Source organism: Candidatus Clostridium radicumherbarum (assembly GCF_045310525.1).
GTDB classification, from domain to species: Bacteria; Bacillota; Clostridia; order Clostridiales; family Clostridiaceae; genus Clostridium_AT; species Clostridium_AT radicumherbarum.
On the sequence record NZ_JBJHZY010000002.1, the window covers coordinates 696,150 to 721,035 of the forward strand.

26 protein-coding genes and 1 riboswitch are annotated in these 24,886 nt (G+C 32.5%); all 26 genes read right to left on the bottom strand.

Annotation, left to right across the window (positions count from 1 at the left end; translation table 11 throughout):
• Position 1 precedes the first annotated feature (1 nt).
• On the bottom strand, positions 2-439 hold the full coding sequence (locus ACJDUH_RS13050; protein ID WP_406765640.1) for an FHA domain-containing protein: 438 nt from the start codon (positions 437-439) through the stop codon (positions 2-4).
• 195 nt (positions 440-634) lie between these two features.
• On the bottom strand, positions 635-3,457 hold the full coding sequence (uvrA, locus tag ACJDUH_RS13055) for an excinuclease ABC subunit UvrA (protein WP_406765641.1): 2,823 nt from the start codon (positions 3,455-3,457) through the stop codon (positions 635-637).
• A 92-nt stretch (positions 3,458-3,549) separates the two neighbouring features.
• Positions 3,550-5,535, bottom strand: a complete 1,986-nt coding sequence (uvrB, locus tag ACJDUH_RS13060) for an excinuclease ABC subunit UvrB (RefSeq protein ID WP_406765642.1) — start codon at positions 5,533-5,535, stop codon at positions 3,550-3,552.
• Between the two features lie 243 nt (positions 5,536-5,778).
• Complete coding sequence (locus ACJDUH_RS13065; RefSeq protein ID WP_406765643.1) at positions 5,779-7,095, bottom strand: PDZ domain-containing protein; 1,317 nt, start codon at positions 7,093-7,095, stop codon at positions 5,779-5,781.
• A gap of 24 nt (positions 7,096-7,119) precedes the next feature.
• Positions 7,120-8,322 carry a S41 family peptidase gene (locus ACJDUH_RS13070; protein ID WP_406765644.1) on the bottom strand — a complete coding sequence of 401 codons (1,203 nt, stop codon included), beginning with the start codon at positions 8,320-8,322 and terminating at the stop codon, positions 7,120-7,122.
• 324 nt (positions 8,323-8,646) lie between these two features.
• The gene (locus ACJDUH_RS13075; protein ID WP_406765645.1) at positions 8,647-9,831 is read right to left on the bottom strand and encodes a murein hydrolase activator EnvC family protein; all 1,185 of its coding nucleotides are present in this window, start codon (positions 9,829-9,831) and stop codon (positions 8,647-8,649) included.
• A 118-nt stretch (positions 9,832-9,949) separates the two neighbouring features.
• A complete protein-coding gene (ftsX, locus tag ACJDUH_RS13080; protein WP_406765646.1) occupies positions 9,950-10,840 on the bottom strand; it encodes a permease-like cell division protein FtsX in 891 nt (296 codons plus the stop codon).
• Positions 10,830-11,519, bottom strand: coding sequence for a cell division ATP-binding protein FtsE (gene ftsE / locus ACJDUH_RS13085; RefSeq protein WP_406765647.1), 690 nt, complete (start codon positions 11,517-11,519; stop codon positions 10,830-10,832). The genes ftsX and ftsE overlap by 11 nt, the downstream gene beginning before the upstream one ends.
• Before the next feature lie 340 nt (positions 11,520-11,859).
• The gene (gene sugE / locus ACJDUH_RS13090) at positions 11,860-12,180 is read right to left on the bottom strand and encodes a quaternary ammonium compound efflux SMR transporter SugE (RefSeq protein ID WP_406765648.1); all 321 of its coding nucleotides are present in this window, start codon (positions 12,178-12,180) and stop codon (positions 11,860-11,862) included.
• A gap of 60 nt (positions 12,181-12,240) precedes the next feature.
• Positions 12,241-12,342, bottom strand: a riboswitch (guanidine-I (ykkC/yxkD leader).
• Positions 12,343-12,408: 66 nt separating this feature from the next.
• Entirely contained in the window at positions 12,409-12,960 is a 552-nt protein-coding gene (locus ACJDUH_RS13095; protein WP_406765649.1) for a GNAT family N-acetyltransferase, read from the bottom strand.
• Between the two features lie 112 nt (positions 12,961-13,072).
• Positions 13,073-13,357: a hypothetical protein gene (locus ACJDUH_RS13100; protein ID WP_406765650.1), complete on the bottom strand. Its 285-nt coding sequence runs from the start codon at positions 13,355-13,357 to the stop codon at positions 13,073-13,075.
• Entirely contained in the window at positions 13,350-14,174 is an 825-nt protein-coding gene (locus ACJDUH_RS13105; RefSeq protein WP_406765651.1) for a VanW family protein, read from the bottom strand. The genes ACJDUH_RS13100 and ACJDUH_RS13105 overlap by 8 nt, the downstream gene beginning before the upstream one ends.
• A 164-nt stretch (positions 14,175-14,338) precedes the next feature.
• Positions 14,339-14,902: a histidine phosphatase family protein gene (locus ACJDUH_RS13110; protein WP_406765652.1), complete on the bottom strand. Its 564-nt coding sequence runs from the start codon at positions 14,900-14,902 to the stop codon at positions 14,339-14,341.
• Between the two features lie 60 nt (positions 14,903-14,962).
• Positions 14,963-15,484 (bottom strand): GNAT family N-acetyltransferase, encoded by a 522-nt coding sequence (locus ACJDUH_RS13115; RefSeq protein WP_406765653.1) that lies wholly within the window; start codon positions 15,482-15,484, stop codon positions 14,963-14,965.
• Positions 15,485-15,651: 167 nt separating this feature from the next.
• The gene (locus ACJDUH_RS13120; RefSeq protein WP_406765654.1) at positions 15,652-16,818 is read right to left on the bottom strand and encodes an MFS transporter; all 1,167 of its coding nucleotides are present in this window, start codon (positions 16,816-16,818) and stop codon (positions 15,652-15,654) included.
• A gap of 119 nt (positions 16,819-16,937) precedes the next feature.
• Positions 16,938-17,759, bottom strand: coding sequence for a CPBP family intramembrane glutamic endopeptidase (locus tag ACJDUH_RS13125; protein WP_406765655.1), 822 nt, complete (start codon positions 17,757-17,759; stop codon positions 16,938-16,940).
• A 35-nt stretch (positions 17,760-17,794) separates the two neighbouring features.
• Positions 17,795-17,968, bottom strand: a complete 174-nt coding sequence (locus tag ACJDUH_RS13130; RefSeq protein WP_406765656.1) for a hypothetical protein — start codon at positions 17,966-17,968, stop codon at positions 17,795-17,797.
• A 249-nt stretch (positions 17,969-18,217) separates the two neighbouring features.
• A complete protein-coding gene (gene yidC, locus ACJDUH_RS13135; protein WP_406765657.1) occupies positions 18,218-18,862 on the bottom strand; it encodes a membrane protein insertase YidC in 645 nt (214 codons plus the stop codon).
• 46 nt (positions 18,863-18,908) lie between these two features.
• Entirely contained in the window at positions 18,909-19,091 is a 183-nt protein-coding gene (locus tag ACJDUH_RS13140; RefSeq protein ID WP_406765658.1) for a hypothetical protein, read from the bottom strand.
• Positions 19,092-19,235: 144 nt separating this feature from the next.
• Positions 19,236-20,090 (bottom strand): YitT family protein, encoded by an 855-nt coding sequence (locus tag ACJDUH_RS13145; protein ID WP_406765659.1) that lies wholly within the window; start codon positions 20,088-20,090, stop codon positions 19,236-19,238.
• Between the two features lie 94 nt (positions 20,091-20,184).
• Complete coding sequence (locus tag ACJDUH_RS13150; protein WP_406765660.1) at positions 20,185-20,532, bottom strand: type II toxin-antitoxin system PemK/MazF family toxin; 348 nt, start codon at positions 20,530-20,532, stop codon at positions 20,185-20,187.
• Positions 20,492-20,812 (bottom strand): CopG family ribbon-helix-helix protein, encoded by a 321-nt coding sequence (locus ACJDUH_RS13155; RefSeq protein ID WP_406765661.1) that lies wholly within the window; start codon positions 20,810-20,812, stop codon positions 20,492-20,494. Before ACJDUH_RS13155 ends, ACJDUH_RS13150 begins: the two co-directional genes overlap by 41 nt.
• 170 nt (positions 20,813-20,982) lie before the next feature.
• Positions 20,983-22,143 (bottom strand): alanine racemase, encoded by a 1,161-nt coding sequence (alr, locus tag ACJDUH_RS13160; RefSeq protein WP_406765662.1) that lies wholly within the window; start codon positions 22,141-22,143, stop codon positions 20,983-20,985.
• Positions 22,144-22,203: 60 nt separating this feature from the next.
• Entirely contained in the window at positions 22,204-22,812 is a 609-nt protein-coding gene (locus ACJDUH_RS13165) for a germination lipoprotein GerS-related protein (RefSeq protein WP_406765663.1), read from the bottom strand.
• A gap of 148 nt (positions 22,813-22,960) precedes the next feature.
• A complete protein-coding gene (locus ACJDUH_RS13170) occupies positions 22,961-24,463 on the bottom strand; it encodes an NAD(P)H-hydrate dehydratase (protein ID WP_406765664.1) in 1,503 nt (500 codons plus the stop codon).
• Complete coding sequence (gene acpS, locus ACJDUH_RS13175; RefSeq protein WP_406765665.1) at positions 24,426-24,860, bottom strand: holo-ACP synthase; 435 nt, start codon at positions 24,858-24,860, stop codon at positions 24,426-24,428. Before acpS ends, ACJDUH_RS13170 begins: the two co-directional genes overlap by 38 nt.
• Positions 24,861-24,886: the final 26 nt, after the last annotated feature.

Consider the following 24,886-nt stretch of genomic DNA (forward strand, 5'->3'; position numbering starts at 1 on the left):
CCTATCCTATAACCTTAAATAAAGCACTTCCTATTTTAATTTCATCTCCAACTTTAAGAATAACCCTATCTTCAAGTCTTTCTTCATTTAACTCAGTACCATTTGTGCTTCCTAAATCCTCTATCATATTATCTGTATTTTTAATAAATATTCTAGCATGATTTCCAGATACAAATTGATCATCTAATACAAGCATGTTGCTGTCTCTTCTGCCAATAGTCAGTTCTCCGTGAATAGGTATTATTCCACCTCTTTTTAAAATGGAGTTCTCACCTGCATCCAGCACTTCAAGGCCAAAAGCTTTCTTCTTACTAGTAGTTTTCTTCTTTCCTCCTGATTTTATATCCTTATACATGATGCTAAGAGCATAAAAAATTATAATATAAACAATTCCGATTATAATAAACCTAAATATCGTAGTCAGTCTGCTAAAGTCCAATATTTCCACTTCCTTTCGTAAATTGAATTAATGATTTACATTAACAATTTATCATAATAATTAATAATTGAATCATTTCTTCTAAAAAAGACTCTAATAAATAATTATAGTTTTACATTACAAAACATGCATCATTTTTTTATTGTTAATTAAATAAGGCTAGCATATTATCCTATGCTAGCCTTACTTAAACCATTATAACATCTTTTTTAAATATTGTCCTGTGAAGGATTTTTTAACTTTTGCAATTTCTTCTGGGGTTCCGGAAGCTATAATTGTTCCGCCTTTTTCTCCTCCTTCAGGTCCTAGATCAATGAGGTAGTCTGCTGATTTAATTACATCTAAGTTATGTTCAATTACTATAACTGTGTTTCCCCCATCAGTTAACCTTTGGAGAATTTGAATAAGCCTGTTGACATCATCTACATGAAGCCCTGTTGTTGGCTCATCAAGTATATATAAGGTTTTACCAGTACTTCTTTTTGAAAGCTCATAAGCTAGCTTAATTCTTTGAGCTTCTCCTCCTGATAATTGAGTTGACGGCTGACCAAGTTTAACATAACCTAGTCCAACATCCATAAGTGTTTCCATTTTATTTTTAATTCTAGGAAGGTTTTGGAAGAAATCTAAGGCTTCCTCAACAGTCATATTAAGTATTTCGTCTATATTTTTACCCTTATATTTTACCTCCAAGGTTTCCCTATTATACCTTTTACCCTTGCAGATTTCACAAGGTACGTAAACATCAGATAAAAACTGCATTTCTATTTTTATAATACCATCGCCGCTGCAGGCTTCGCAACGTCCACCCTTTACATTGAAGCTGAATCTTCCTGGTTTATAGCCCCTCATTCTGGCCTCAGAGGTTGTAGAAAAAACCTCACGGATAATATCAAACACTCCAGTATAGGTGGCTGGATTTGATCTTGGTGTTCGTCCAATTGGACTTTGATCTATATCTATAATCTTATCAATATATTCTACACCTAATATTTCCTTATGCTTACCTGGTATGTCCTTTGAATTATTAAGCTTTTTATTTAAACCCTTATAGAGTATTTCATTTACAAGAGTACTTTTACCTGAACCTGAAACTCCTGTTACTGCTGTAAATACACCTAGTGGGAATTTCACATTTATATTCTTTAAATTGTTTTCCCCTGCACCTTGAACAGTAATATAATTGCCGCTTAGCTTTCTTCTATTGTCAGGTACCTGAACCTTCTTCTTGCCGCTTATATATTGGCCTGTAATTGAATTTTCACATTTAGCAATTTCATCTAAGGTTCCTACTGCAACAACTTCACCACCATGTTCTCCTGCCCCAGGGCCAATGTCCACTATGCAGTCTGCGGCTCTCATGGTATCCTCGTCATGTTCAACTACAACAAGAGTATTTCCTAGGTCTCTTAAATGTTTAAGGGTTCCGATTAACTTGTCATTATCTCTCTGGTGAAGCCCTATACTTGGCTCATCAAGTATATAAAGTACTCCTACAAGGCTTGATCCTATTTGAGTAGCAAGCCTGATTCTCTGTGCTTCTCCTCCCGATAGTGTACCAGCATTTCTCCACAAGTTTAAGTAATCTAGGCCAACATCCACTAAAAATCTCAGCCTGCTTTTAATTTCCTTAAGTATTTGATTACTTATTATGGTATCCTTCTCAGACAGCTGAAGGCTTTCAATATATTCTAGTTCATCCCTTATAGATAAGAGGCAAAGCTCATAAATATTTTTGTCTCCCACAGTAACGCCTAAAACTTCAGGTTTAAGCCTTGCACCCTTGCACTTCGGACAAGGAGAATTACTCATATAGCTTTCTACTTCGTTTTTAATGTAATCAGAATTACTTTCAAAGTATCTTCTTTTTAAGTTGTTAATAACTCCTTCGAAAGTATGGTTGAATTCCCCAATACCGGTTTCCCTTTCATACCTTACCTTAACTTTCTTTCCATTAGTACCGTACAAAAGTATCTTTACAATTTCAGGGTCCAAATCCTCTATTGGAGTATCTAAGCTGAAATTATATTCCGCAGCCAGTGCTTTTAGAACACTGTAAGTCCAGGAATCATCCTTTCCGCTGGTACCGCTCCAAGGAATTATGGCACCTTCAGAAACACTCTTGGTCTTATCAGGTATTATTAGGTCTTCATCCAGCTCCATAAGTGTTCCAAGTCCATCACACTCATCACATTTTCCAAAGGGAGAATTAAAAGAAAACATTCTTGGTGCAAGCTCTTCTATACTAATGCCGCAGTCTGGACAAGCAAACTTCTCACTAAATAATATATCTCCCTTATCTATTAAGTTTACAATAACAAGGCCTTCTCCTTGAGCCAAAGCCGTTTCCAAGGAATCTGCAAGTCTGCTCCTAATATCTTCTTTAACTACAAGCCTATCAACCACAGCCTCAATATTATGCTTCTTAGTTTTTTCAAGCGTTACTTCATCTTCTGATAGTTCAACAATTTCTCCATCTATTCTTGCTCTAACAAAACCATTCTTTTTAATATTTTCAATTGCCTTAATATGCTCACCTTTTCTTCCTCTTATAATAGGAGCAAGTATTTGCAGTTTTGTTCTTTCAGGCATCTCCATAATTTTATCTACCATTTGATCTACGGTCTGCTGCTTAATTTCCTTACCGCATTTAGGACAATGAGGCACACCTATTCTTGAATATAAAAGTCTTAGGTAATCGTAGATCTCAGTTACGGTACCTACTGTAGAACGTGGATTTCTGCTGGTAGTTTTTTGATCTATGGAAATAGCAGGGGATAAGCCCTCTATATAATCTACATCTGGTTTATTCATCTGTCCTAAAAATTGTCTCGCATAGGCAGAAAGTGACTCTACATATCTTCTTTGACCTTCTGCATATAAGGTATCAAAAGCTAGGGAAGACTTTCCAGAACCAGAAAGGCCAGTAAACACAACAAATTTATCTCTAGGTATTTCAAGGCTAACGTTCTTTAGATTATGAACCCTAGCACCTTTTATTATTATTTTATCTTTCATGTAAACCTCCAGGTAATTTTGTAAATTGTGAATGATGAATTTCTTTCTTTGTAAAAAAACATATTTATATGGAATTATTCTTCATTCTTCATTTATTTCTTTGTTTTTTGTTTCTTCAGCTTAAATATCATATCTCTAAGCTGTGCTGCTCTTTCAAACTGAAGATCCTTTGCAGCCTGAGACATCTCTATTTCATATTTATCAATAAGCTTTTGTATATTTTCATTGCTGCCCTCTATTGCCTCTTCAAGGCTGTCATATTTAGCTTCCTCTTCAGCAACCATTGATACTTCAAGTATACTACGTATCTCTTTTTTAATACTTGTAGGAACAATACCATGTTTCTCATTATATTCCATTTGAATTTTTCTTCTTCTGTTAGTTTCATTGATAGCTTTGTCCATGGATTTAGTGATTACATCTGCATACATAATAACCTTGCTTTCAGAGTTTCTTGCAGCTCTTCCAATGGTTTGAATCAGAGAGGTTTCAGAACGTAAAAAGCCTTCCTTATCCGCATCCAAAATTGCCACAAGTGCCACCTCTGGTATATCAAGGCCTTCTCTTAAAAGGTTAATTCCTACTAAAACATCAAATTCACCCATTCTTAAGTCTCTTATAACCTTCATTCTTTCAATAGAATCGATGTCTGAGTGAAGATAGTTTGTCTTTATGCCCATTTCCTTAAAATACTTGGTAAGATCCTCAGCCATTTTCTTGGTTAGTGTGGTTACAAGTACCCTAAAGCCGCGTTCTATCGTGCTTTTAATATTTCCATATAAATCATCTATTTGTCCCTTTACTGGCCTAATTACTATTTCAGGATCTAAGAGTCCTGTAGGCCTAATAATCTGCTCTGCTGTATTGGTTGAGTGTTCCTTTTCATAAGGACCTGGAGTAGCACTTACAAATAAGACTTGATTTATTTTCTTCTCAAACTCTTGAAATTTTAAGGGTCTGTTATCAAAGGCACTTGGAAGTCTAAAGCCGTAGCCTACAAGGGTTTCCTTTCTTGAACGGTCACCAGCATACATTGCTCTTACCTGAGGAAGAGTAACATGACTTTCATCTATAAATATTAACAAATCCTTTGGAAAATAGTCAATTAAAGTTTGAGGTGGTGTTGCAGCCGGTCTTCCGTCTAGGATTCTTGAATAATTTTCTATACCGCTGCAGTAGCCAACTTCTCTAATCATCTCTATATCAAAATTAGTCCTTTGCTTAAGCCTTTGAGCTTCTAAAAGCTTATCCTGAGAGGTGAGCTCCACAAGCCTTTCCTCAAGCTCCTCCTCTATTTTTTTAATAGCTACTTCAAGCTTTTCATAGGAAGTAGCAAAGTGAGAAGCTGGGAAAATAGATATATGATTTCTTGAGCCTAAAATTTCTCCAGTAAGCACATCAAATTCTCTTATTCTATCAATTTCATCTCCGAAGAACTCTACTCTCACTGCCTTACTTGTAGACCCTGCTGGAAAAATATCCAGCACATCTCCCCTGACTCTAAAGGTTCCTCTTACAAAGTTAATTTCATTTCTTTCATATTGAATCTCAATAAGCTTCTTTATTACCTCGTCTCTGTCCTTTTCCATGCCCTCCCTTAAGGAAATAGTTAAGTTCCTGTATTCCTCAGGATTACCAAGTCCATATATGCAGGATACTGAAGCTACAATTATAACATCTCTTCTTTCAAAAAGAGCTGCAGTGGCTGAGTGGCGAAGCTTATCAATTTCATCATTAATAGATGCATCCTTTTCTATGAAGGTATCAGTTTGAGGTACATAGGCTTCAGGCTGATAATAATCATAATATGATACAAAATATTCTACAGCACTATCTGGAAAGAAATCTCTAAATTCCGAACAAAGCTGTGCTGCAAGAGTTTTATTATGAGCAAGCACCAAGGTTGGTCTTTGAACTCTTTCAATTATATTAGCCATGGTAAAGGTTTTGCCTGAACCAGTTACTCCAAGAAGAGTCTGACAGTGCTCTCCTCTATTTAATCCATCTACAATGCTATCAATAGCCTCAGGCTGATCTCCTGTGGGTTTAAATTTTGAATTAATCTTAAATTCATTCATTTGGACCTCCGTACATTTCATATGTAAAATATGAACACATGTTCGATATTTATTATTTTATACTTATACCTTTTCACTGTCAAGAAATTTAATACTCTTAATTTTTTAGTTTTACAATGTTTTTTTACTAAATTAAAATTCAGAAAACACAGAAGACACTGAAGGGTTTTAGCAGTAGTACTCCTAATAATCCCTCAGCGTCCTCCGTGTTATATATGACAGGAGTAACGTCCCCATGCCGCATTATTTTTTCTTCATTTTATCTAAAATATCTTGGAATTTATTTTCATCGTATCTAACTACAGTACTGTCACCTGGGATATTTTTAGGGACAAGAACTATACCCAGCCTTGATTCACTGTTTAGCTTGTTGTAGCTTACCTCTTGAAGCTTTCCAAGCCCTCTTTTAAGCTTAAAGCTTATATAGGTAAAACCAGCTTTTCCTGCAGTTACAACATCTCTTTCATCTAATATCTTCTTATCGTTAAGCTCAACTAGTAAGTCGCCGCTTTTAATTCCCATTTCGAAGGCTGGAGAATTAGGCGCAACTTCTAATACCATTATTCCTTCATCACTGCTTACATACTTTGGTTTCCCATTTACTTCGAAGTATCTTTGAATATTCAGTATAAGTTCATGTGATACTGGTGTTATTATTATTATTATCAACTTATAAATATATCCTAGTGGCGCAAGCTGTGCCATTAGAAATATAAAAATACTGTATAATAATAGAGCAATTCCAGAGCTTGCTGCTTTTTCTTCCTTGTTCTTGGTAAAGGTTATGGAATTATAACCAATAACTCCATAATAGGCTAACATTGAAACAGCTGCATCCTTTGCCATATGCAGAAGGGATGAGGATTTTAAAAGTGGCCACCAATTCGGAGTGGCAATATTTTGTGTAGTACCTAAGCTTTGGGCATTGCTAACTATGAAGAATAAGGCTATTGGAAGTACCCAGCTTCTTCTAAGTGCGAACCCTCCAATTATTCTATCATTCTTATTGGTGAAAACAGGAATCGCTCCACTTTTCCCATCAATTATTACAAGCAGCCCTTCCACAAAATGAAGTACCGCTATCATTGTTATTAATGCCCAAATATCTATCTTAAGCACATTTACATCTGATAAATTTATTACAGTCCCTAATATATTAACTTTTACTCCAGCATAAACCTTAGATACTAACTCTAAAAATAAGCTTACAAAGCCTAAAATGGCTCCTGAATAGGAAAAGCAAGTATATCGCGGTTTCCAAAACATAAAAAATATGGAGATCAGAAAAATTAAGAATATGGAGGAATCAACATCAAAAGCTACTCCTAAAAAGGACAACATAAGACTTCCAAGGACTCCAGCAAATATACCAATAACAATTTGTGAAATTGTTAATTCAAGAGCAGAATTAAGGCTATCTCCTATAATCATTTTCTGCATTACAGTTGTTTTTTTATTTTGTCTATATAGCAGCACTGCCAATATTAGTAGAATAAACGCCAGCTCTGGATCCAGTAAAGTGGCAGCAATAGACCTTAATGTGCCTAGTAAAATGTTCATTAAATATATTCTCCTATATATAGATTATTTAAGCTTTCCTTTAATGATCTCTAATGCCTTATTAAACTGTGGATCTGTACTTCTGTTATAAGGCTGACTTAATAGATTTTCAGGATATTTTACAGTTATATCAGGCTGAATGCCCTTCTTTTGAATATTTTCTCCATTAGGAGTATAGTATTTAGCCATTGTAACCTTTAAGGCAGTTCCATCTCCAGTATCAACAAGAGTCTGGACAACGCCTTTTCCAAAGGTCTTTTCTCCTACTAAGGTTCCTATTTTATAATCTCTTACAGCTCCGGATACTATTTCAGATGCACTTGCAGTATTGCCATCTGTTAAAACTACAAGAGGTAAACCTATAGCGCTGCCACCCTGTGAAACATATTCCTGTTTTTTGTTATTCTTATCAATTGTAGATACTATTACCTTATCCTTTGGGATGAAGTTAGATGCCACTTCAACACAAGTAGTTAAGAGTCCTCCGGGGTTCTGTCTTAAATCTAAAATGAGGCCCTTTGCTCCCTGACTCTGGAGTTCCGTTAGTTTCTTATTGAAATTTTTGCCTGTATTTTCATCAAACATTGAAAGCTTAATATAGGCAATATTGCCAGCAAGCATTTCTCCGCTGACAGTTTCTAAAGCTATGGTATCTCTCTTCATTTTATATGTATAGGTATTCTTTGAGTTTCTAAGTACAGTAATGCTAACATCTGTACCTTTAGCTCCCTTCATCATTGTAACTGCTTTATCATATTCTTTACCGTTAACATCTGTATCATTAACTTTTTCAATTATATCTCCAGGAAGTACTCCTGCCTTTTTTGCAGGAGAGCCCTCAAAGGTGCTGAGTACTACTATATTGTTGTCTTTAACTTCAATTTGTATTCCTACGCCGGAATAACTTCCCTCTGTTTGACTGCTAAAGTTCTCATATTCCTTTTGATTCATAAACACTGTATAAGGATCATTTAGAGAAGCTGCCATTCCCTTAATTGCACCTTCCACCAAGGTATTGTCATCAATGTTTCCATCATATAATTTATATAAAAGATTTCTCACATCAAAAAGCTTCTGAAACTTGGAGGCGTCCGAATATTGCTGAGCACCTATAATCTTGCCGTTTGGCAGAACTAATGATAATCTTTTTGTTCCATAATAAGTCAAAATATTGGTCACTAAAACTATAGCGACAGTCCATGCTATCCACTTCTTTTTCTTGTTCAATTCTTTTCCCTCCTCTTGTCGGAACACTGAGTAATTTAAGATTACTCGCTTCCGCTCGCAAACTACTCGTAGAAGCCCATTTAGGGCTTCTACCTCCTAATTCAAAAACAATCAGTATCATTCATTATTTTCTTTTTCTATATGTAAAGCAGACCCATCCATGCATTATTCTTAAACTATGTAACTACTATTATTATATCTATCTTCACTCTATATATTTATATAAATACTAAATAATTATAACACTAAAAAAAATAAATTTGCAAAAACATTTGCAAATTTATCACATTATTCATTATATTATTTCATATTAGTTACTTGTCTTTACTTCACATAATAAGGATTTGGATCCGTGGTATCACCATTTGCCTTCCTCATCTCAAAATGCAAGTGAGGTCCGCTTGATAGTCCCGTATTGCCAGAGTAGCTAATAAGCTGTCCGCCTTTGACTGCTTGTCCTACTTTTACAGCTAAAGAGGAATTATGTCCGTATAAACTAGTTAAACTACCATGGTTTATCATAACTACGTTTCCATAGCCCTCCATCCAGCCTGAATATATAACTACACCATCAGCAAGTGCATATATAGGCGTGCCTGAGGAAACACCTAAGTCTATTCCAGCATGGAATTTCTTGGTGCCAAGTACTGGATGGACCCTCCAGCCATAAGGAGAAGTAATAAGGGCAGGTTTTCCCGTAACACAGTAAAGTTTTCCAATACTTGAAGAATTACCTGATAGAACAGGACCATTGGATCCACCATTGTTAGGCTTATTTTTAGCTGCTTCTCTTTGAGCCTGAATGGTTTTAATTATTTGCGCAATCTGCTGAGACTCCTTTTGCTCCTGTTCAATCATTTTTTCATAGGAGACTTTGTCTTTTTCTAAGGAGGTCATTAATTCCTTTTTCTTATCAGAACTATCTTGCAATTCTTTTAAATTGCTGTCTGCCTGCTGCTTAACCACTGTAGTTTCAGTTTTCTTCTGATTAAGTTCAGATTTTTGAAGAGCTAAGGCTTTACTTTTAGTTTCAATAGTGCTAATCAACTGATTATCATAATCCATAAGCTTAACAACCGTATCCATTCTGCTTAGAAAATCAGAAAAATCCTTTGAAGTTAGTAAAAGCTCTAAATACCCTTCATTTCCGCTAATATACATTGCTCTGACTCTTTTTTTAAATAGCTCTTTTTCTTCATTTAAACTATTATTGCTTTCATCAATTTGAGTATTAAGTGTACCTATTTGTGTGCTTAAAGCTGACAGTTTATTATTTAATTCACCTAAATTATTTGAAGAAGCTGTCATCTTCTTGTCTAATTCATTAATATTTGCTTGTGTATCAGACCTTTGCTTATTAATTTCATTTAAAGTGTCTTTTTTATCGTTAATAGAACCGTTTATGTTATTCATTTTTTTCTGTGCGTCAGTTAGTTCATCTGCTTTAATACTATTAAAGGATAAAATACATAGCATTAAAGATAAAGTAATACATAACCCTTTTTTCATTTTGAACTCCCCAATCATAAAACTAATTATAAAATCATAAAACTACGTAGTTCAATAGGTGCAGCAAAAGCCCTATGAATTAATTACGCAAAGTAAGTCATAGGGCTGCAGCTTTTTATTATACTGATAGGAACTTTCTCATGGCAATAATACTTCCTAATACACCGATGAAAATTCCTCCTAAAATAAACTCTATACCCATGGTACCAAGCACATAGCCTGGGCTAATTAGCTGTACTAATAAAAGACCAGTTGTGGTTTTACCATAAATAAAGTTATATCCAAAGTATAAAACAACGGTTGATAATATACCACCTAAAATACCAATAAAGGCACCTTCAAGTATAAAAGGCCATCTAATAAACCAATTAGTAGCACCGATAAATCTCATAATTCCTATTTCTCTTCTTCTAGCATATACAGTAAGCTTTATAGTATTGCCTATTAAAAATAGGGAAACACCAATTAATATTATGAACATGGCAATTCCAACATACTTTATTGTATTGCTTATAGAAATTATTTTATCTACAAATTCTCTTCCATCCTTAATTGTATCAATACCTGAATCATCTTTTATGCTGTTAACTACTGAAACCACCTGCTGCGGGGTCTGCACCTTAACAATATACGAATTTGGCATTGGATTGTCTTTATCTAAACCTTCTACTAAAGCTTTATTTTTTTCACCTAATTGAGATCTTAAATTTTCCAAAGCTTGCTCTTTTGTTTCATAACTTACATTTGTAACTCCTGGAGTAGCTTTTATTGCACTTTCCAAATTATTTTGCTGAGAGTAAGTTATATTATCCTTTAAAACTACCTTAATTTCTACTTTAGATTCAACTTCTTTCATAAGCTGTTGAATATCTAATATTGTAAGTAAAAATACTCCCACTATAAATAAGGTTGCCGCAACTGTAGCTATTGAGGCTGTAGTAATGGTCCTGTTTCGTCTTAGATTTTTTTCTGCATCTCCTACAAAAAGCTTAAAGGTATTAATCTTCATATCCGTATAACCCCCTCTTTTCGTCTCTGACTATCTCACCCTTTTCAATAGCAATAACCCTTTTTTTCATAACGTCTACTATTTCTTTAGCATGAGTAGCCATTACCACTGTTGTTCCAGCACTATTTATGTCACTTAATATTTCCATAATACCCATTGCAGTTTCAGGGTCCAGATTACCAGTAGGCTCGTCCGCAATTACTATAGCGGGGTTGTTAACAATTGCTCTTGCTAAGGCAACTCTCTGCTGTTCACCACCAGAAAGTTCATGGGGAAAGGACTTAAATTTAGTTGATAAACCAACTAAAGAAAGCATCATAGGTACTCTTTTTCTTATATCCTTTGTAGAAGCCTCAATGACTCTCATCGCAAAGGCAACATTTTCATATACATTCATCGTTGGAATAAGTCTAAAATCCTGAAATACAACTCCTATTTTTCTCCTATAGAATGGTATCTCACTTTTTTTAAGCTTATTTATTTCAATATTGTTATTAATAATTATATTTCCTGAAGTAGGTTCAACTTCCTTTAAAAGCATTTTCATCATGGTTGACTTACCAGCTCCACTAGGGCCTACTAGGAAAACAAATTCTCCTCTTTCGATTCTTAAATCCACATTTTTAAGGGCAGTTACATTATTGTTGTAAATTTTACTCACGTTATTAAACTCAATCATTGTAGTGGCTCCTTATTTAATCATAATTTTACACAAAAATGCATAAAGTTCTTTACTATTATAACATAAAATTTTAGGTTTTTTAACGTTTTACAACTTTTTATTATTATTTTAGTCTAGATTCCTCCATTATTTTCGCTGAATTTACAATATTCATATATTCGCTGAGCCATTAATATAACTAACCTTAAAAAGGATTACAATCACACAACCTTTTTTTATAATTATACTAAAATTTTCATATGTTAATTTTTAATGAATGTGACGGAGGGACGTTTCTTTTGGCATATACATGTGTCAATTCGACTTTTGTAACAGCTTATGCTATAAAACTGCACAATTAATTGGAAGATACTAATTTAAGTCCCACTATACCTGTAATAATAAAACCAATACAGATTAATCTTGCAGCATCAACTGGTTCCTTAAAAAGGATTATTCCTAAAATTGCTGTACCAATTGTTCCAATACCTGTCCATATTGCATAGGCAGTTCCTAAAGGTAGGTTTTTTAAAGCTAAAGATAGGAAATAGAAGCTTGCTATCATACCTAATATGGTAATTAAACTTGGGATAAGCTTTGTAAATCCCTGTGAATACTTTAAGGCTATAGCCCACCACACCTCAAATAACCCTGCGATAATTAATAGTAACCATTGCATAATTTTTTCTCTCCTCATAATAATATTAAAATAAAAAAAGCCAAGGGATATTTAAAAAATATCTCCCAGGCTTTTATCCTTCCGTGAACACAGCTGAGCTGTGCGTTCTATCTTGGACCAGACCAGCTGTTAAATAGCTGCGGAACCCTATAGAACAATAACTAAATTCAGTTTGTTTTTTAAGTATAACAAAAGTTTAGAAAATAGTCAATTTTGTTTATTTTTTTATTACAGGTTTTCATTTAATAAAACCATATGGATGTGATCCTCCCACTTGCCATTGATTCTTAAATATTTATAAGCTAGTCCTTCATTGTAAAAGCCCAATTTTTCCACAACTCTTAAGGAACGCTTATTTTTAGGCATAATATTGGCTTCGATTCTATGGAGTCCATATTCATTAAACATGATGTCAATTCCTTTTTTAATTGCCTCGGTAATATATCCCCTGTTTAACTCATCCTTATCCAATTTATAACCAAGATGACAGGAAAGAAAGGCACCTCTAACAATGTTGTTAAAGCCAACTGAACCAATTATTCTGCTCCTATCTTCCTTTTTAAAAAGCCATAATCTGAAAGCTCTATTATTTTCAATAACAGCTAACTCATTATACAGCTGTTCTTTCTGATACTTTATTGTATAAAATTCTTTATTCTTTACAGGTTCCCACTCTTCTAAAAAAAGCTTATTTCTTAAATAGTAATCTAAAACCTGCTGTGCATAGGATTTATCCAAAACTTTTAACACAAGTCTTTCTGTTTCATAAATTCTTGTCATATATAACACCTTTCAATCATTTTAATATTTAAAAACAATATTGTAACCAACTAATACAATTATACTCTTATTTGATACTTGTTGATGTTATTGCATTAAATATTATGGGGATTTAGGATCCTATCTTACCTTTTATAAAAAGAATAGCCTTTTTATCTTGAACTATATTAAATTTAGTTTCTTCTCTATTAAATTTAATATAATTTGTTAAATCAACTCCACCATAATTTCTTGGTAGTTCCACAAATCTAACTAACCTATCTGCTTTGACAAACCCAATCATATTTACGGAATCAGAAACTTCTATATTGAAGTGAGAATTACTAGTTTTTATTCCGTCTTTCTTAAGAATATCTTTAGGGGTTGAGTAGGGAGGAAATATATACATTTTATCCACATGTATTCTCACTCAAATATGGATTGTATGTCATATAGGCATGATTCTCCGTAAGATATTCATCTTTTATAAATCCTATATTATCATAACACTTCCTATATATCACATTATTCCTAATATAGCCACCAAAAACCCCTGAGGTTATTGAGTGTTCCTTTTCATATACTTCATACTTATGGAAAGAGATTTCTGAGCTTCTCCACTGGCCTACCAGACTCTCATCCGTCAAATAAACTACAAGTTGAAATTGCTTATCAGTATTATTATGTATTTGTAAGTCCAAAGAACTATATGAACAGGTAGCCCCTGTTCCGAAAGGCTGTGTTCGATTAACATCAGGAAATATGTCATGACTATGTCTGTGCCTTTCAGTTACTATTAAATCAGTATGTAATGTCATCCAATATATGAGATTCGATAGCTGACAGAGCCCTCCTCCTACGCCTGCTTTAAAAGTACCATCGGCACACAATACAAGACCATCTAAGTAGCCTTTTTTATAGGTAGGTTTCCCAACAATATTCCAATATGAAAATGTTTCGCCACTTTTTATAACAATCCCATTAAGTTTCTCTACAGCAAGCCTAAGGTTTGTTATTTTATTATATTGTAGATACATATCTACATCCTTTAGTTTTCGAATTAGAGGTGTTCTGTGTTCAAAAATAACACAGGGATATCTCTCTTCAACAACAGTACTGGAATATTTTTTTTCGCTAAAATACCATTGCTTATACCTTGCTGCGGAATAATAGACCTTGCCAAGAAGTAATCTGATTTTAGACCTTTTTATGAATTTCTTTTCTATATAAACCATACCCCTACCCCTTTTGTTAACACCCCAAATTACCATGTTCTTGTCTAACTAACCCAATAATTAGACATACAGGTATAATAAATATATTCCAATATTTATGAATAATTCTTATCATTTTTCACCCCAGTAAAAATTCAATCTATCTAGAATTTTTATTATGACTATTACTCCAAAATGAACTCCTCTATATTTATAATAGCTTGACCCTCAAAAGTAAAACAAACAACAAAGGGCATTAGATCCTTAATCATTTCAAAATCAGCATATGCAAATTCTCTATTAAAATAGTTTATTATTGTACTTAATGCGGTACCATGGGAACCTATAGCAATGTTGCGTTCTGAATTTTCAGCAAGTATCTGCATTAGAGCCCTTATATTTCTATTTTGAACCTCATATAGGCATTCACCATCATCTAATTTATAATTAAAATCTAACCACTGCTTTTTTGAAAATGTATTAAAATCCTCTATCCATACACTATCAACTTTTCTTTCTCTAAAATCATCAATAATATCAATGTTTAAATTCATACTTTTTGCAAAATGCTTTATTGTATCAATAGCTCTCTTGTATGGGCTGGAGAATACTCTCTTAATATCTTTATCTTTCAAAAATTCTGTTACTTTTTTTCTTTCCTCCATAGCTTCTTCAGTTAGTGGACGTAATAAATCATCCTTAACAGAAAAATCAGGTTTAGCATGTCTTACAAAATATACTTTTGTCACATTATTTCCTCCAACTTTATTTTCTCTCTCATAAGCCTATCTCATAAGAATAGTTTTAAGCTATAATTTTATCCAATACCTTTGTACAATATTTCCGTCATCCTCGATCAGTTCATTTTCAAATATTCCACCATTAGCCATGATAGTTTTTGCTGAAGCAATATTATCTTTATCGCAAGTTATTAGAACTCTTTTTATATCTTTATCTATGCATTTTTCAAGAGCCATTTTTAACATTAACTTGGCATATCCCTTTTTTCTTTCAGAAGGACAAATTCCATACCCAATATGTCCACCAAATTTGAAAAGCTGCTCACTTAAGTAATGCCTTATACTAATTGCTCCTAGAATTTTACCATTTTCATTTAACAGAAAAAATGTATCAGATGGTACAAAATTATAAGGGCAAGTTTCTTTACTCCTATATATTTCTAAATTATCTAGCCAATCTGAATAACACATTCCATTTGACCTAATGGCACCAGGATAAATATGTTCTTTTATTTGTACCCATTCAAACATCATTTCTTTATATGCTTGTTCATGTTCCATAGAAGGAACAGCTAAATATGGTTCTACCATTTTTATACACCTTCCTTTATACGATGGCTACCTTCATAATTTATAATTCAAATACAGAATATTATTATATTTACAATTATAACATATTTAACCTGTAAATATGATTAAATAAAAATACCGTAAAATTCAAATGAATAATACGGCATCCCTATCGATTATTATTTACACTAATTTATTTGTTTTTCTACGGTTATTTCTATTACACTTTTTTTCTTATAGATAAAAAACAACATATAAGCACAAATACACATAACAACACAGGTTATAAATGCTAATGGTATAGAAATATCTGCTGTCTTACCAATAATTACGTTGGTTGCTGCTGCAGTTAAATCTCCAAACATGGAAAATACAGATAAGAGAGTGGCTCTATCCACATTACTTATTCTTCTATTTTCAATATTTAAAACTATAGGATAAACAAACGCTGAACTGCTAGAAATAAATATTATTGAAAGAATAGTAAACGCAGCATTGGATGTGAAAACAAGTGTTATACAGCATATAACAATGATAGCATATGAATTTTGAATGCTCCTATTTTCACCTAGCTTACTACTAAATTTATATGCTTTAATTGAGCTTAGTCGAACTATTTGCATAACAACTGTCAATATACCAAAATATTTAATATTTATTCCACTTCTTAGGTATTGTGACTGGCTTAAAAATACACTTACTACCTGAACTACCTCATTTATTAAAGCAAAAGAAATTACTAGTATTATTATACTTTTGTTTTTAAGAGCTTTTAGCAAGCTTTCCTTAAGCTTAGGTTTTTCTACCTGCTGCATATTAACTTCTTTTATGAACAAAGTTAATATTGCTGCTACTGCATAAGGTATAATTGTATAAAACACAGTACTATTCATGGACTGCCTGACAAGTAATGAAAAGAAAATTGATGCAATTAAATAACCACTGGTGGAAAATGCATTGTATCTGCCAAATACTTTCTCATTCTCATCTTGCTTAACAGATGAATATATTAGCGCTATATCACAACCTGAGATTCCAGCTAAAGCAGCAGATAACAATACTCTTTCTAAAAAGAACATCTCAAATGAATTTGCCTCATAGAAAACTATTTTAGATATAAAAAATATAAAATTTGAAATTACAAGTACTTTCTTGTATCCAAATCTATCCGCAAACCATCCCCATGGAATTTCAAAAATAATCATTAATATCCACGAAATGGACTCAATTAAAAACATACCTGACAAAGATAAATTTCTACTTTGTCTGTACAATGTAGCAATAGGCCCATAAAAAACAAGTCCTTGAAGAAATACAATAATGTACATCAAATAAACATTAACTTTTTTATTCAATTTTAATACCCTCCAAAATTACATGGAAAAAAAGCCTTGATTAAGAGGCCCTTTTCGGAATTTCCTGTAAAATTAGGATGTATTAAATCGGTCTGTACATTTACTTATCTCCTTCAAATCTAAATTTCTTCAACATTTATACCTTTCTCATTAAGATACTCATCAAAATATTTCAAAAGATAACTACCGGCAGTAATAAATATTATCATACCTAAAAAAATTATAAAAATATTAAATTTAAATGTTAAGTATCCTGAAAATAAAGCAATAGTATTGTTTAAGGCATGTGCACAGATACATAAGATTAGTGACCTTGTTTTATAATATATTAACGCCAAAATTATACCTATAATCGTAGTATTAATAAATTGAGGGATATTTAAATGAATAAATCCAAATAAAAGTGCTGAAAGAATTATCGCAGTTACTGGTTTATATTTGTTTAAAAAACCTTCTAAAATAATTCCTCGCATTATAATTTCCTCAAATATTGGAGCTATTATTACAACAGTTGCTATTAATGAGTATTCATTTACGGCCAATGTTTCAAATGCACTTTCAATGAATTGCGGTAGGGGGATCCTTTGTATTAGTATCCCAAATGAATTTTGAAACCATAAATAATACCCAATTATTAAAAGTAATGTACATAATATAATCTTGAAGTTCAATTTATCAATAAAGCTTATTTTAAAATTATTTTTATTCTTCTTTCTTATTTTTCTTAGAATTAATTTTATTGTTATTACATAAGAAATTAAACTTCCTAAAAACATAACAACAGCTTGCAAAACTTCTTGGCTTTTAAAGTAGTTAAGTTCAGAAATAATTGCAAAAGGAATGTTAAAAATTCCTGCTATTAGTACATAATATATTAATATTATTCCAAAGGCACCTATTAGTGACAACTTAAATCTATTATCAACTGACTCAACCTTCATACCTTTCCCCCTAAATTTAATTAGCTTAGAATAAACTAATTTTCAATATTACTCTCTTTTTCTACTTTTAGGTCTATCTCATTAATAAATTCTTCTTTCAGTTCATTGGATGCTTCTACTACAGCATTTTTAATAGCAGCTAAAATAATTATGAATAATAAAATAGCTCCTGATGCTATTATTATAATAATACCTATAGTAATCCACATACCAAACACTCCTTTACTTATTCAGATTTCATATTTCTTAACCTTCTATTCTGGGTAAACCAGTAAAATTTAATAATATTTACAATTATAGCATACTTAACTAAATTACATCTATGATTTTACTAAAATATAAAATTAAACTTTATATGCTTTCAAGCTTTTGAGGCATTTCTTAAAAGTAAGAAGGACCCAGCTAATGGTAATTTAATTTGCCATTAGCTGGATCCCTATGAATTTGAATAGTTTATGTTAAGCGGGCAACCTCCTACTTTTAGCATATAATCTAAAAACTACTTCCTCTAAAAATGAAAATAAGCTAGTAGCAATTAAATATAGTGTCATAGCCACAGGGGCTTTGAAGGTTATTAAAGCACTCATAATACTTGTTATAATTATATTAGTTTTGCTTATATTAGCTTGTGCTTTTATTTTGAGGAAAGGTATATAGGCTAATAAGTTTGGACTAAGAGCTGAAATTACATATAAAATAGGTATAATATAGTAACTATCTGACATTTTTAGACTAGCTACCCATGGAACAAGTATAGTACCTACCTGCATAGGCATCTTTAAAACTACATTATATAAAGAAAAAATAACAGGTAGTTGCAGTAAGCCTATTAATGATCCCAACATTCCTTTTGCATTTTTCTCATAATATTTTTTGGTTTCACAGTCCAATTTCTCTTTATTATTTTTGTACTTTTCTTTGATTTCTTCCAAGCCTTTAGAAAGCTTTTGCTGATCCTGCATGCTGAGTTTTTGTTTAATAGAAAGCGGCATAAATAACAATCTGACTGTTATTGTTAACAGTATAATAGCTATTCCTAAATCTCCAGTAATATTAAAAAAATAGTTAAGTGAAAAATTTAATACATTTGAAATGATGTTCATAATTATCCTCCTAAAATTAAAAGTGTATAAAGAAACATCATTCCAATTAAAAGTGTACACAATACCGCCAAATATCATATTTTTCAAAGGAAATATAATCATTTATTTTCATAAGTCTTGAATAATCTAAAGACTTTGTAAAAATCCTTTTTATAATATTATAATTAAACTTTTTTATAGATCTTTTTAAGGCTGCAACTGTATAAGTTATAATTCCAATAAAAAACATTAAGAATAAAAGTATATGGAGTATACTTATTAAATCCGCTTTCATGAAACTACCTCACGAATAATATTTTGTATATATATTACCATACTATGAGTTATTTACAACTACTTTAAAATCAATACTTTGTAAATAATATATTAATTATTATTCGTCTCCCAAAATATCTCTAAAGCCTTCCCCAAGAACCTCATGGGCCTCACTTACAGTGATAAAGGCTCTGCTGTCCACTTCTTTTATAAACTTCTTTAATAATATAAATTGTTTTCTGCTAAGTACGGTATATAAAATGGAGGCATCCTTTTCGCTGTAGCCGCCCTTACCATTAAATATAGTACAGCCTCTTTCTAATTCATCAATAATATATTTGCTTATTTCTCTATTTTTACTGCTTAAAATCATAACTTCTTTACAGGTATTCATACCTTCAATAACATTATCAATTATAAAGCCATTCATTATAACACATAATAGAGCATACATACCCACATTTGCACCAAAGGTAAGTGCTGCAAAACAGGAAACTATAAAGTCTACAGATAATAGTGATTTACCAATATCGATGTGAAAATATTTGTTTAGAATTTTAGCAAGTATATCTGTACCTCCGGTAGAGGCATTTTGATTAAATACTATTGCCATTCCTATACCAGAAATCAGTGTTCCAAAAACAGATGCAAGAAATAGATCCTTTGTCAGCACCAATTTATATAGCTGAAATTTGTCCATTAACCAAATAGTGCCCGAAAGGCCTAAACTTGTATAAATACTCTTCCCGCCAAATTTATTTCCTATAAATATAAATGCTACAATGAATAATATAACATTCATTATTAACATAAGAAGTCCTACATCGAGAACAGGAAAAATACTATTAATTATTATTGCTATTCCAGAAACACCCCCTGCTGCAATTTTATTAGGAACTAAAAAAAGCTCCAATGACAGGGCTACCAGAATAAATCCAATAGTTATTAATATGTAATCCTTTGCTTTCTTCATAATATCCTCCCCTTCATCCTTAATGATGAATTAACGAAAAATTCTTCATTAATTTTTAATTGTTAATTTAAAAAAAGGGCATTAAGCCCCTTTTTTATAACCCAACACTTATAGTAAGTGCTTCATCTACCTTTTTGGTATCACTTTCAGTCATGTGACCAATTTTTTCTTTAAGTCTTTTTTTATCAAGGGTTCTAATTTGCTCCAGCAAAACAACAGAATCTTTGTTTAAACCATATTCTTCTGAGGAGATTTCAACATGTGTTGGAAGTTTTGCTTTATTTATCTGTGAAGTAATCGCGGCTACGATTACTGTTGGACTGTATTTATTCCCTACATCGTTTTGTATTATGATGACAGGTCTTATTCCGCCTTGTTCAGATCCTATTACTGGACTTAAATCAGCATAGAATATATCTCCTCTTTTCACTACTATTGTCATTTGGAAAATCACTCTCCGCAAGCTTCGCTTCATACTTTTTAAACTCTTCTACATCATTTGCAAAGCCCATATCTGCAATTTCAAGATTTAACTGAGCCATCTCCATATATCCCTTTTTCATCTGGTCAAAAGCATCATGTCTTTTCTTCTCCTCAATATATAATATTATAGCATCTCGAATAAATTCACTTCTTTTTTTGCAATCTTCTTCTAAAGCTTTATTAAATTCATTATATAGTGACTCATTAAGGTTAACAACTAGCTTTTTTGACCCTGACATGGGAATAACGCCTCCTAAAGGTATGTGTACTAAGTACTCATCCGCACGTTTTATACTTTATTGTCATTTCACGCATAAAGAGCGCAAATATGTATAGCATTCTAATTATAGTTATATTATATTATTATGTCAAAGTAAGATTTTGTCTTTCCCATCTTAAGTCCATCAGCTTATACATAGTTTCTTATTTTTACAACCTTTCCAGCTTTCATATACACCCTGGGGACTCTCTTGCTTATCATGCAGGTAACTTCATAATTAATTGTCCCAATAAGTTCTGCTATATTATCAGCTGTAAATTTCAAGCCACCCTGCTCGCCCATTAAAGTAACTTCATCTCCAACATTAACATTACCTATATCAGTAACGTCCACCATACATTGGTCCATACATATTCTACCTATAACCGGTGCAAAGCTACCATTTATAATGACCTTTGCCTTATTGTAAAGAAGCCTTGTATAACCATCTGCATAGCCTACAGGCAGAGTTGCTATAATACTTTCCCTATTTGTTTTAAATTTTCTTCCATAACTTATATATTCTCCAGCTGGAAGTGTTTTTATGTGTACAACATTAGTTTTTAATGACATAACTGGCCTTAAATCTATATTATTTTTATCCACCTCATTAGATGGGTAATAGCCATATAGAATAATGCCAGGTCTTACTGCTTCAAAATGTGACTCTGGAAAATCAATAATTGCAGCGCTGTTTGCAATATGTCTTATATTTATTTTTATTCCCTTTTGTAATAATTTTTCATAAAATTTATTATAATTATTAAATTGATAGGTTGTATAATCTTTATTTTCTTCATCAGCAGAAGAAAAATGAGAAAATAGACCTTCAATTATTATATTTGGCAATTTACTGATTTTATATACCTCATCTGCACTTTCATCATTAGGAAGAAAACCGATTCGTCCCATACCAGTATCTAAGGCAATGTGTACTCTTGCTATTTTATTTTTTCTTTGTGCCATTAAAGAAATTTCTTTTGCTAAATCATAAGAATAAACAGTTTGTTCAATATCATATCTAATTAACATATCTATTAAGCTAGGAGGGGTAAAGCCTAAAACCATAATAGATTCCTCTATACCGCCTCGCCTAAGTTCTATTGCCTCACTAAGTACTGCAACAGCTATTCTAGTAGCCCCATTTTCTAATAGAGTAGGTGCAATATCCAAGGCTCCATGCCCATAGCCATCAGCTTTAATGACAGCTATTATGTCTTTACTTTTTGAAACTCTACTTATTTCTCTCATATTATGGGCAAGTTTATCTAAATCCACCTCTGCCCAAACTGGTCTTAAGTGCCTAAACATTTTTTAACCCCCATCTTTTGTTAATGATGAATTCTACATTAATTATATTCTACTCCAAAATTACTGAGTTTTAAACATTTTTTCATCAAGTGCAGGGTTTGCTTCAAAGTTACTATAGGTAATTTTTCTTCTTTCACTGCCTTTCTCGTCATAAACTATAACCATTTGAGGATGATAAGTTTTCATGTTTACATACATCACGGCTCTGCTCATTTCTCTGCTGCCTCCTGGTATTGTAAGATGTATGAGCTGAAGCTTCACATTATCTACTGTCTTATACTCAAATTTTATTTTCTCATCTGTATATAAAAGCTTTATATACTCCTTAATGAAACTAATTTTATATATATCATCAAAGTCCTTTTCTAATATGTAACTAGAATTGTTTTTTATATCATGGGCATAAATCTTATCATCTTTATAAATAAACACCCTGTCTTCTCCAAGTTCAAGTCTGTAACCTAAATTTTTGTCAAAATATTGTTTTCCCTCATAAGTTATGGTCTGCTTATTATTTATTATTTCCATCTTATAACTTGTACTATAACTATTTAAGACTTTTAAAAAATCCATAGCTTCATTTGGATCATTTTTATCTTTTCTACAGCCTGAAAATAATATAGAAAATATTAATGCAAGTACTGATACTATTAATAATTTTTTCTTCATGCTTTCCTCCAATAATGCTTCTCTCATTATTAATACTATTCAGCTTGTCTATGCAATATTCGTAAAAACTTACAGCTTCTTCATTTCAAATGATTACTTGATTTAATGCAGCTCCTAAGAATAACTTTATAAAAATTACAGCTCTAATTTATTTCTGCAGCAGCTCTTTAATTATGTAGGGTATACTCTCAAGGAGGCTGCTGGCACTGACGCAGAACATTTCTTCCGCAAGCTTATCTCCTGAGTAGCCATGGATATATACTGCTAGTGCAGCTGCTTCTACTGGCTTATAACCTTGCCCTATAAAGGAAGCAATTATTCCTGTCAAGCAATCTCCCATGCCGCCTGAAGCCATTGAACTATTTCCTGTTGGATTAATTATTACTGTTACTCCATCAGTAATTACAGTATTATAACCCTTTAATATAACTACAACCTTATACTCTTTAGCAAAATTTTTAGAAACTTCTATTCTGTTTTCTTGAATATATTCTATGGATAACCCAGTAATTCTGGACATTTCACCAACATGAGGTGTCAAAATTACTGGCATTTCCCTATTCTTTAATAGATCAAGGTTCTCTTTAAGAACATTTATGCCGTCAGCATCTATAACAATTGGACAAGCTGACTTTTCAAGAACAAATTTAACTGTATTTAAGGTAGATTCCTTATTTCCCATTCCAGGTCCTACTGCTATACAATTACTCTTATTAAGAATATCCATGAGTCTTTCAGTTTCACTAAAATTAATAGTCATTGCCTCAGTAAGCTTTGTGCTTAATATAGGCTGAATGTCTTCGCTGCAGCAAAGAGTTATGAGACCCGCACCGCTTCTTACAGCAGCCTCTGTTACAAGATATGCCGCTCCAGTAAAGCCCTTAGAACCTGCTATTAGAAGCACTTTTCCATAATCACCCTTATGTCCATAAATGTCTCTTGCCTTAAGCCTTGCTTTTATCATAGCCTCATCCAGCATAAATTCTTTCTCATGAAATCTATCAACAGCAGAGCTTGGAATACCAATATTTTCGACAACTACTTCACCAGTATATCTATTGCTGCCATAATTTAAGAACCCCTTTTTATATAGCTCAAAGGTAATAGTTTTATTTGCTTTTACTGAATTGCCCATAATCTTGCCGCTGTCATTATTAAATCCAGAAGGCACATCTATGGATATGGTATAAGAACTATTTTCATTAATTATAGATATAACTAAATCATAAATTCCTTCCAGGCTTCTTACTAAACCAGTTCCAAAAAGAGCATCTACTGTAACGCTGCTGCGCTCAATAGAATCTCTCAGCTCATTTGCATCTTCTAAGTTATGAATGCTCCTTATTCTTATTCCCATGTTTTTTAGTATGTTATAGTTTGCTCTGCAGTCCTCAGTCATGCCCTCTTCAGAACCTACTAAAAAAACCTCAATATTCTTTTGGAGGATGGCTAAATGCCTTGCAACCGCAAAACCATCGCCTCCATTGTTCCCCTTACCGCAAATTATTGCAAAGGAATTGTATTTTTGTAGTTCAAGATTCTTTAATACTTTCAGGGCAGCATTTTCCATAAGTACAATTCCGGGAACTTTTAATTTTTCAATGCAGTATTTATCAATTTCCTTCATTATTAGCCCAGTTGCTATTTTCACTATCATCATCCTCAACTTTACATTCTTCTATAATTACATAGGCAATGGCACTGTCTTCTCCGTGAGAAATACTAATATCTATTTTATAACCATTCGCTCCAAGTTTTTTTGCTATTTCCTTTGCCTTTCCCTTAAGCAAAGCAATAGGTTTACCAAGAGTTGTTCTGTCTATTACAATATCTTTAAAGCCAAAGCCTCTAAACCCTGTACCAAGTGCCTTGGACACTGCTTCCTTTGCTGCAAATCTGCCTGCTACAAATTCAGGTCTGAAACCCCTCAATTTTAAATATTCAATTTCTTCTTTATTAAATAGCTTATTAATAAAATTATCATTTCTCTCAATAGCTTCTTTTATCCTGCGTATTTCAACTATATCTACACCGATTCCTAAAATCATTCAAATCACCACCAGAAATATTTAAA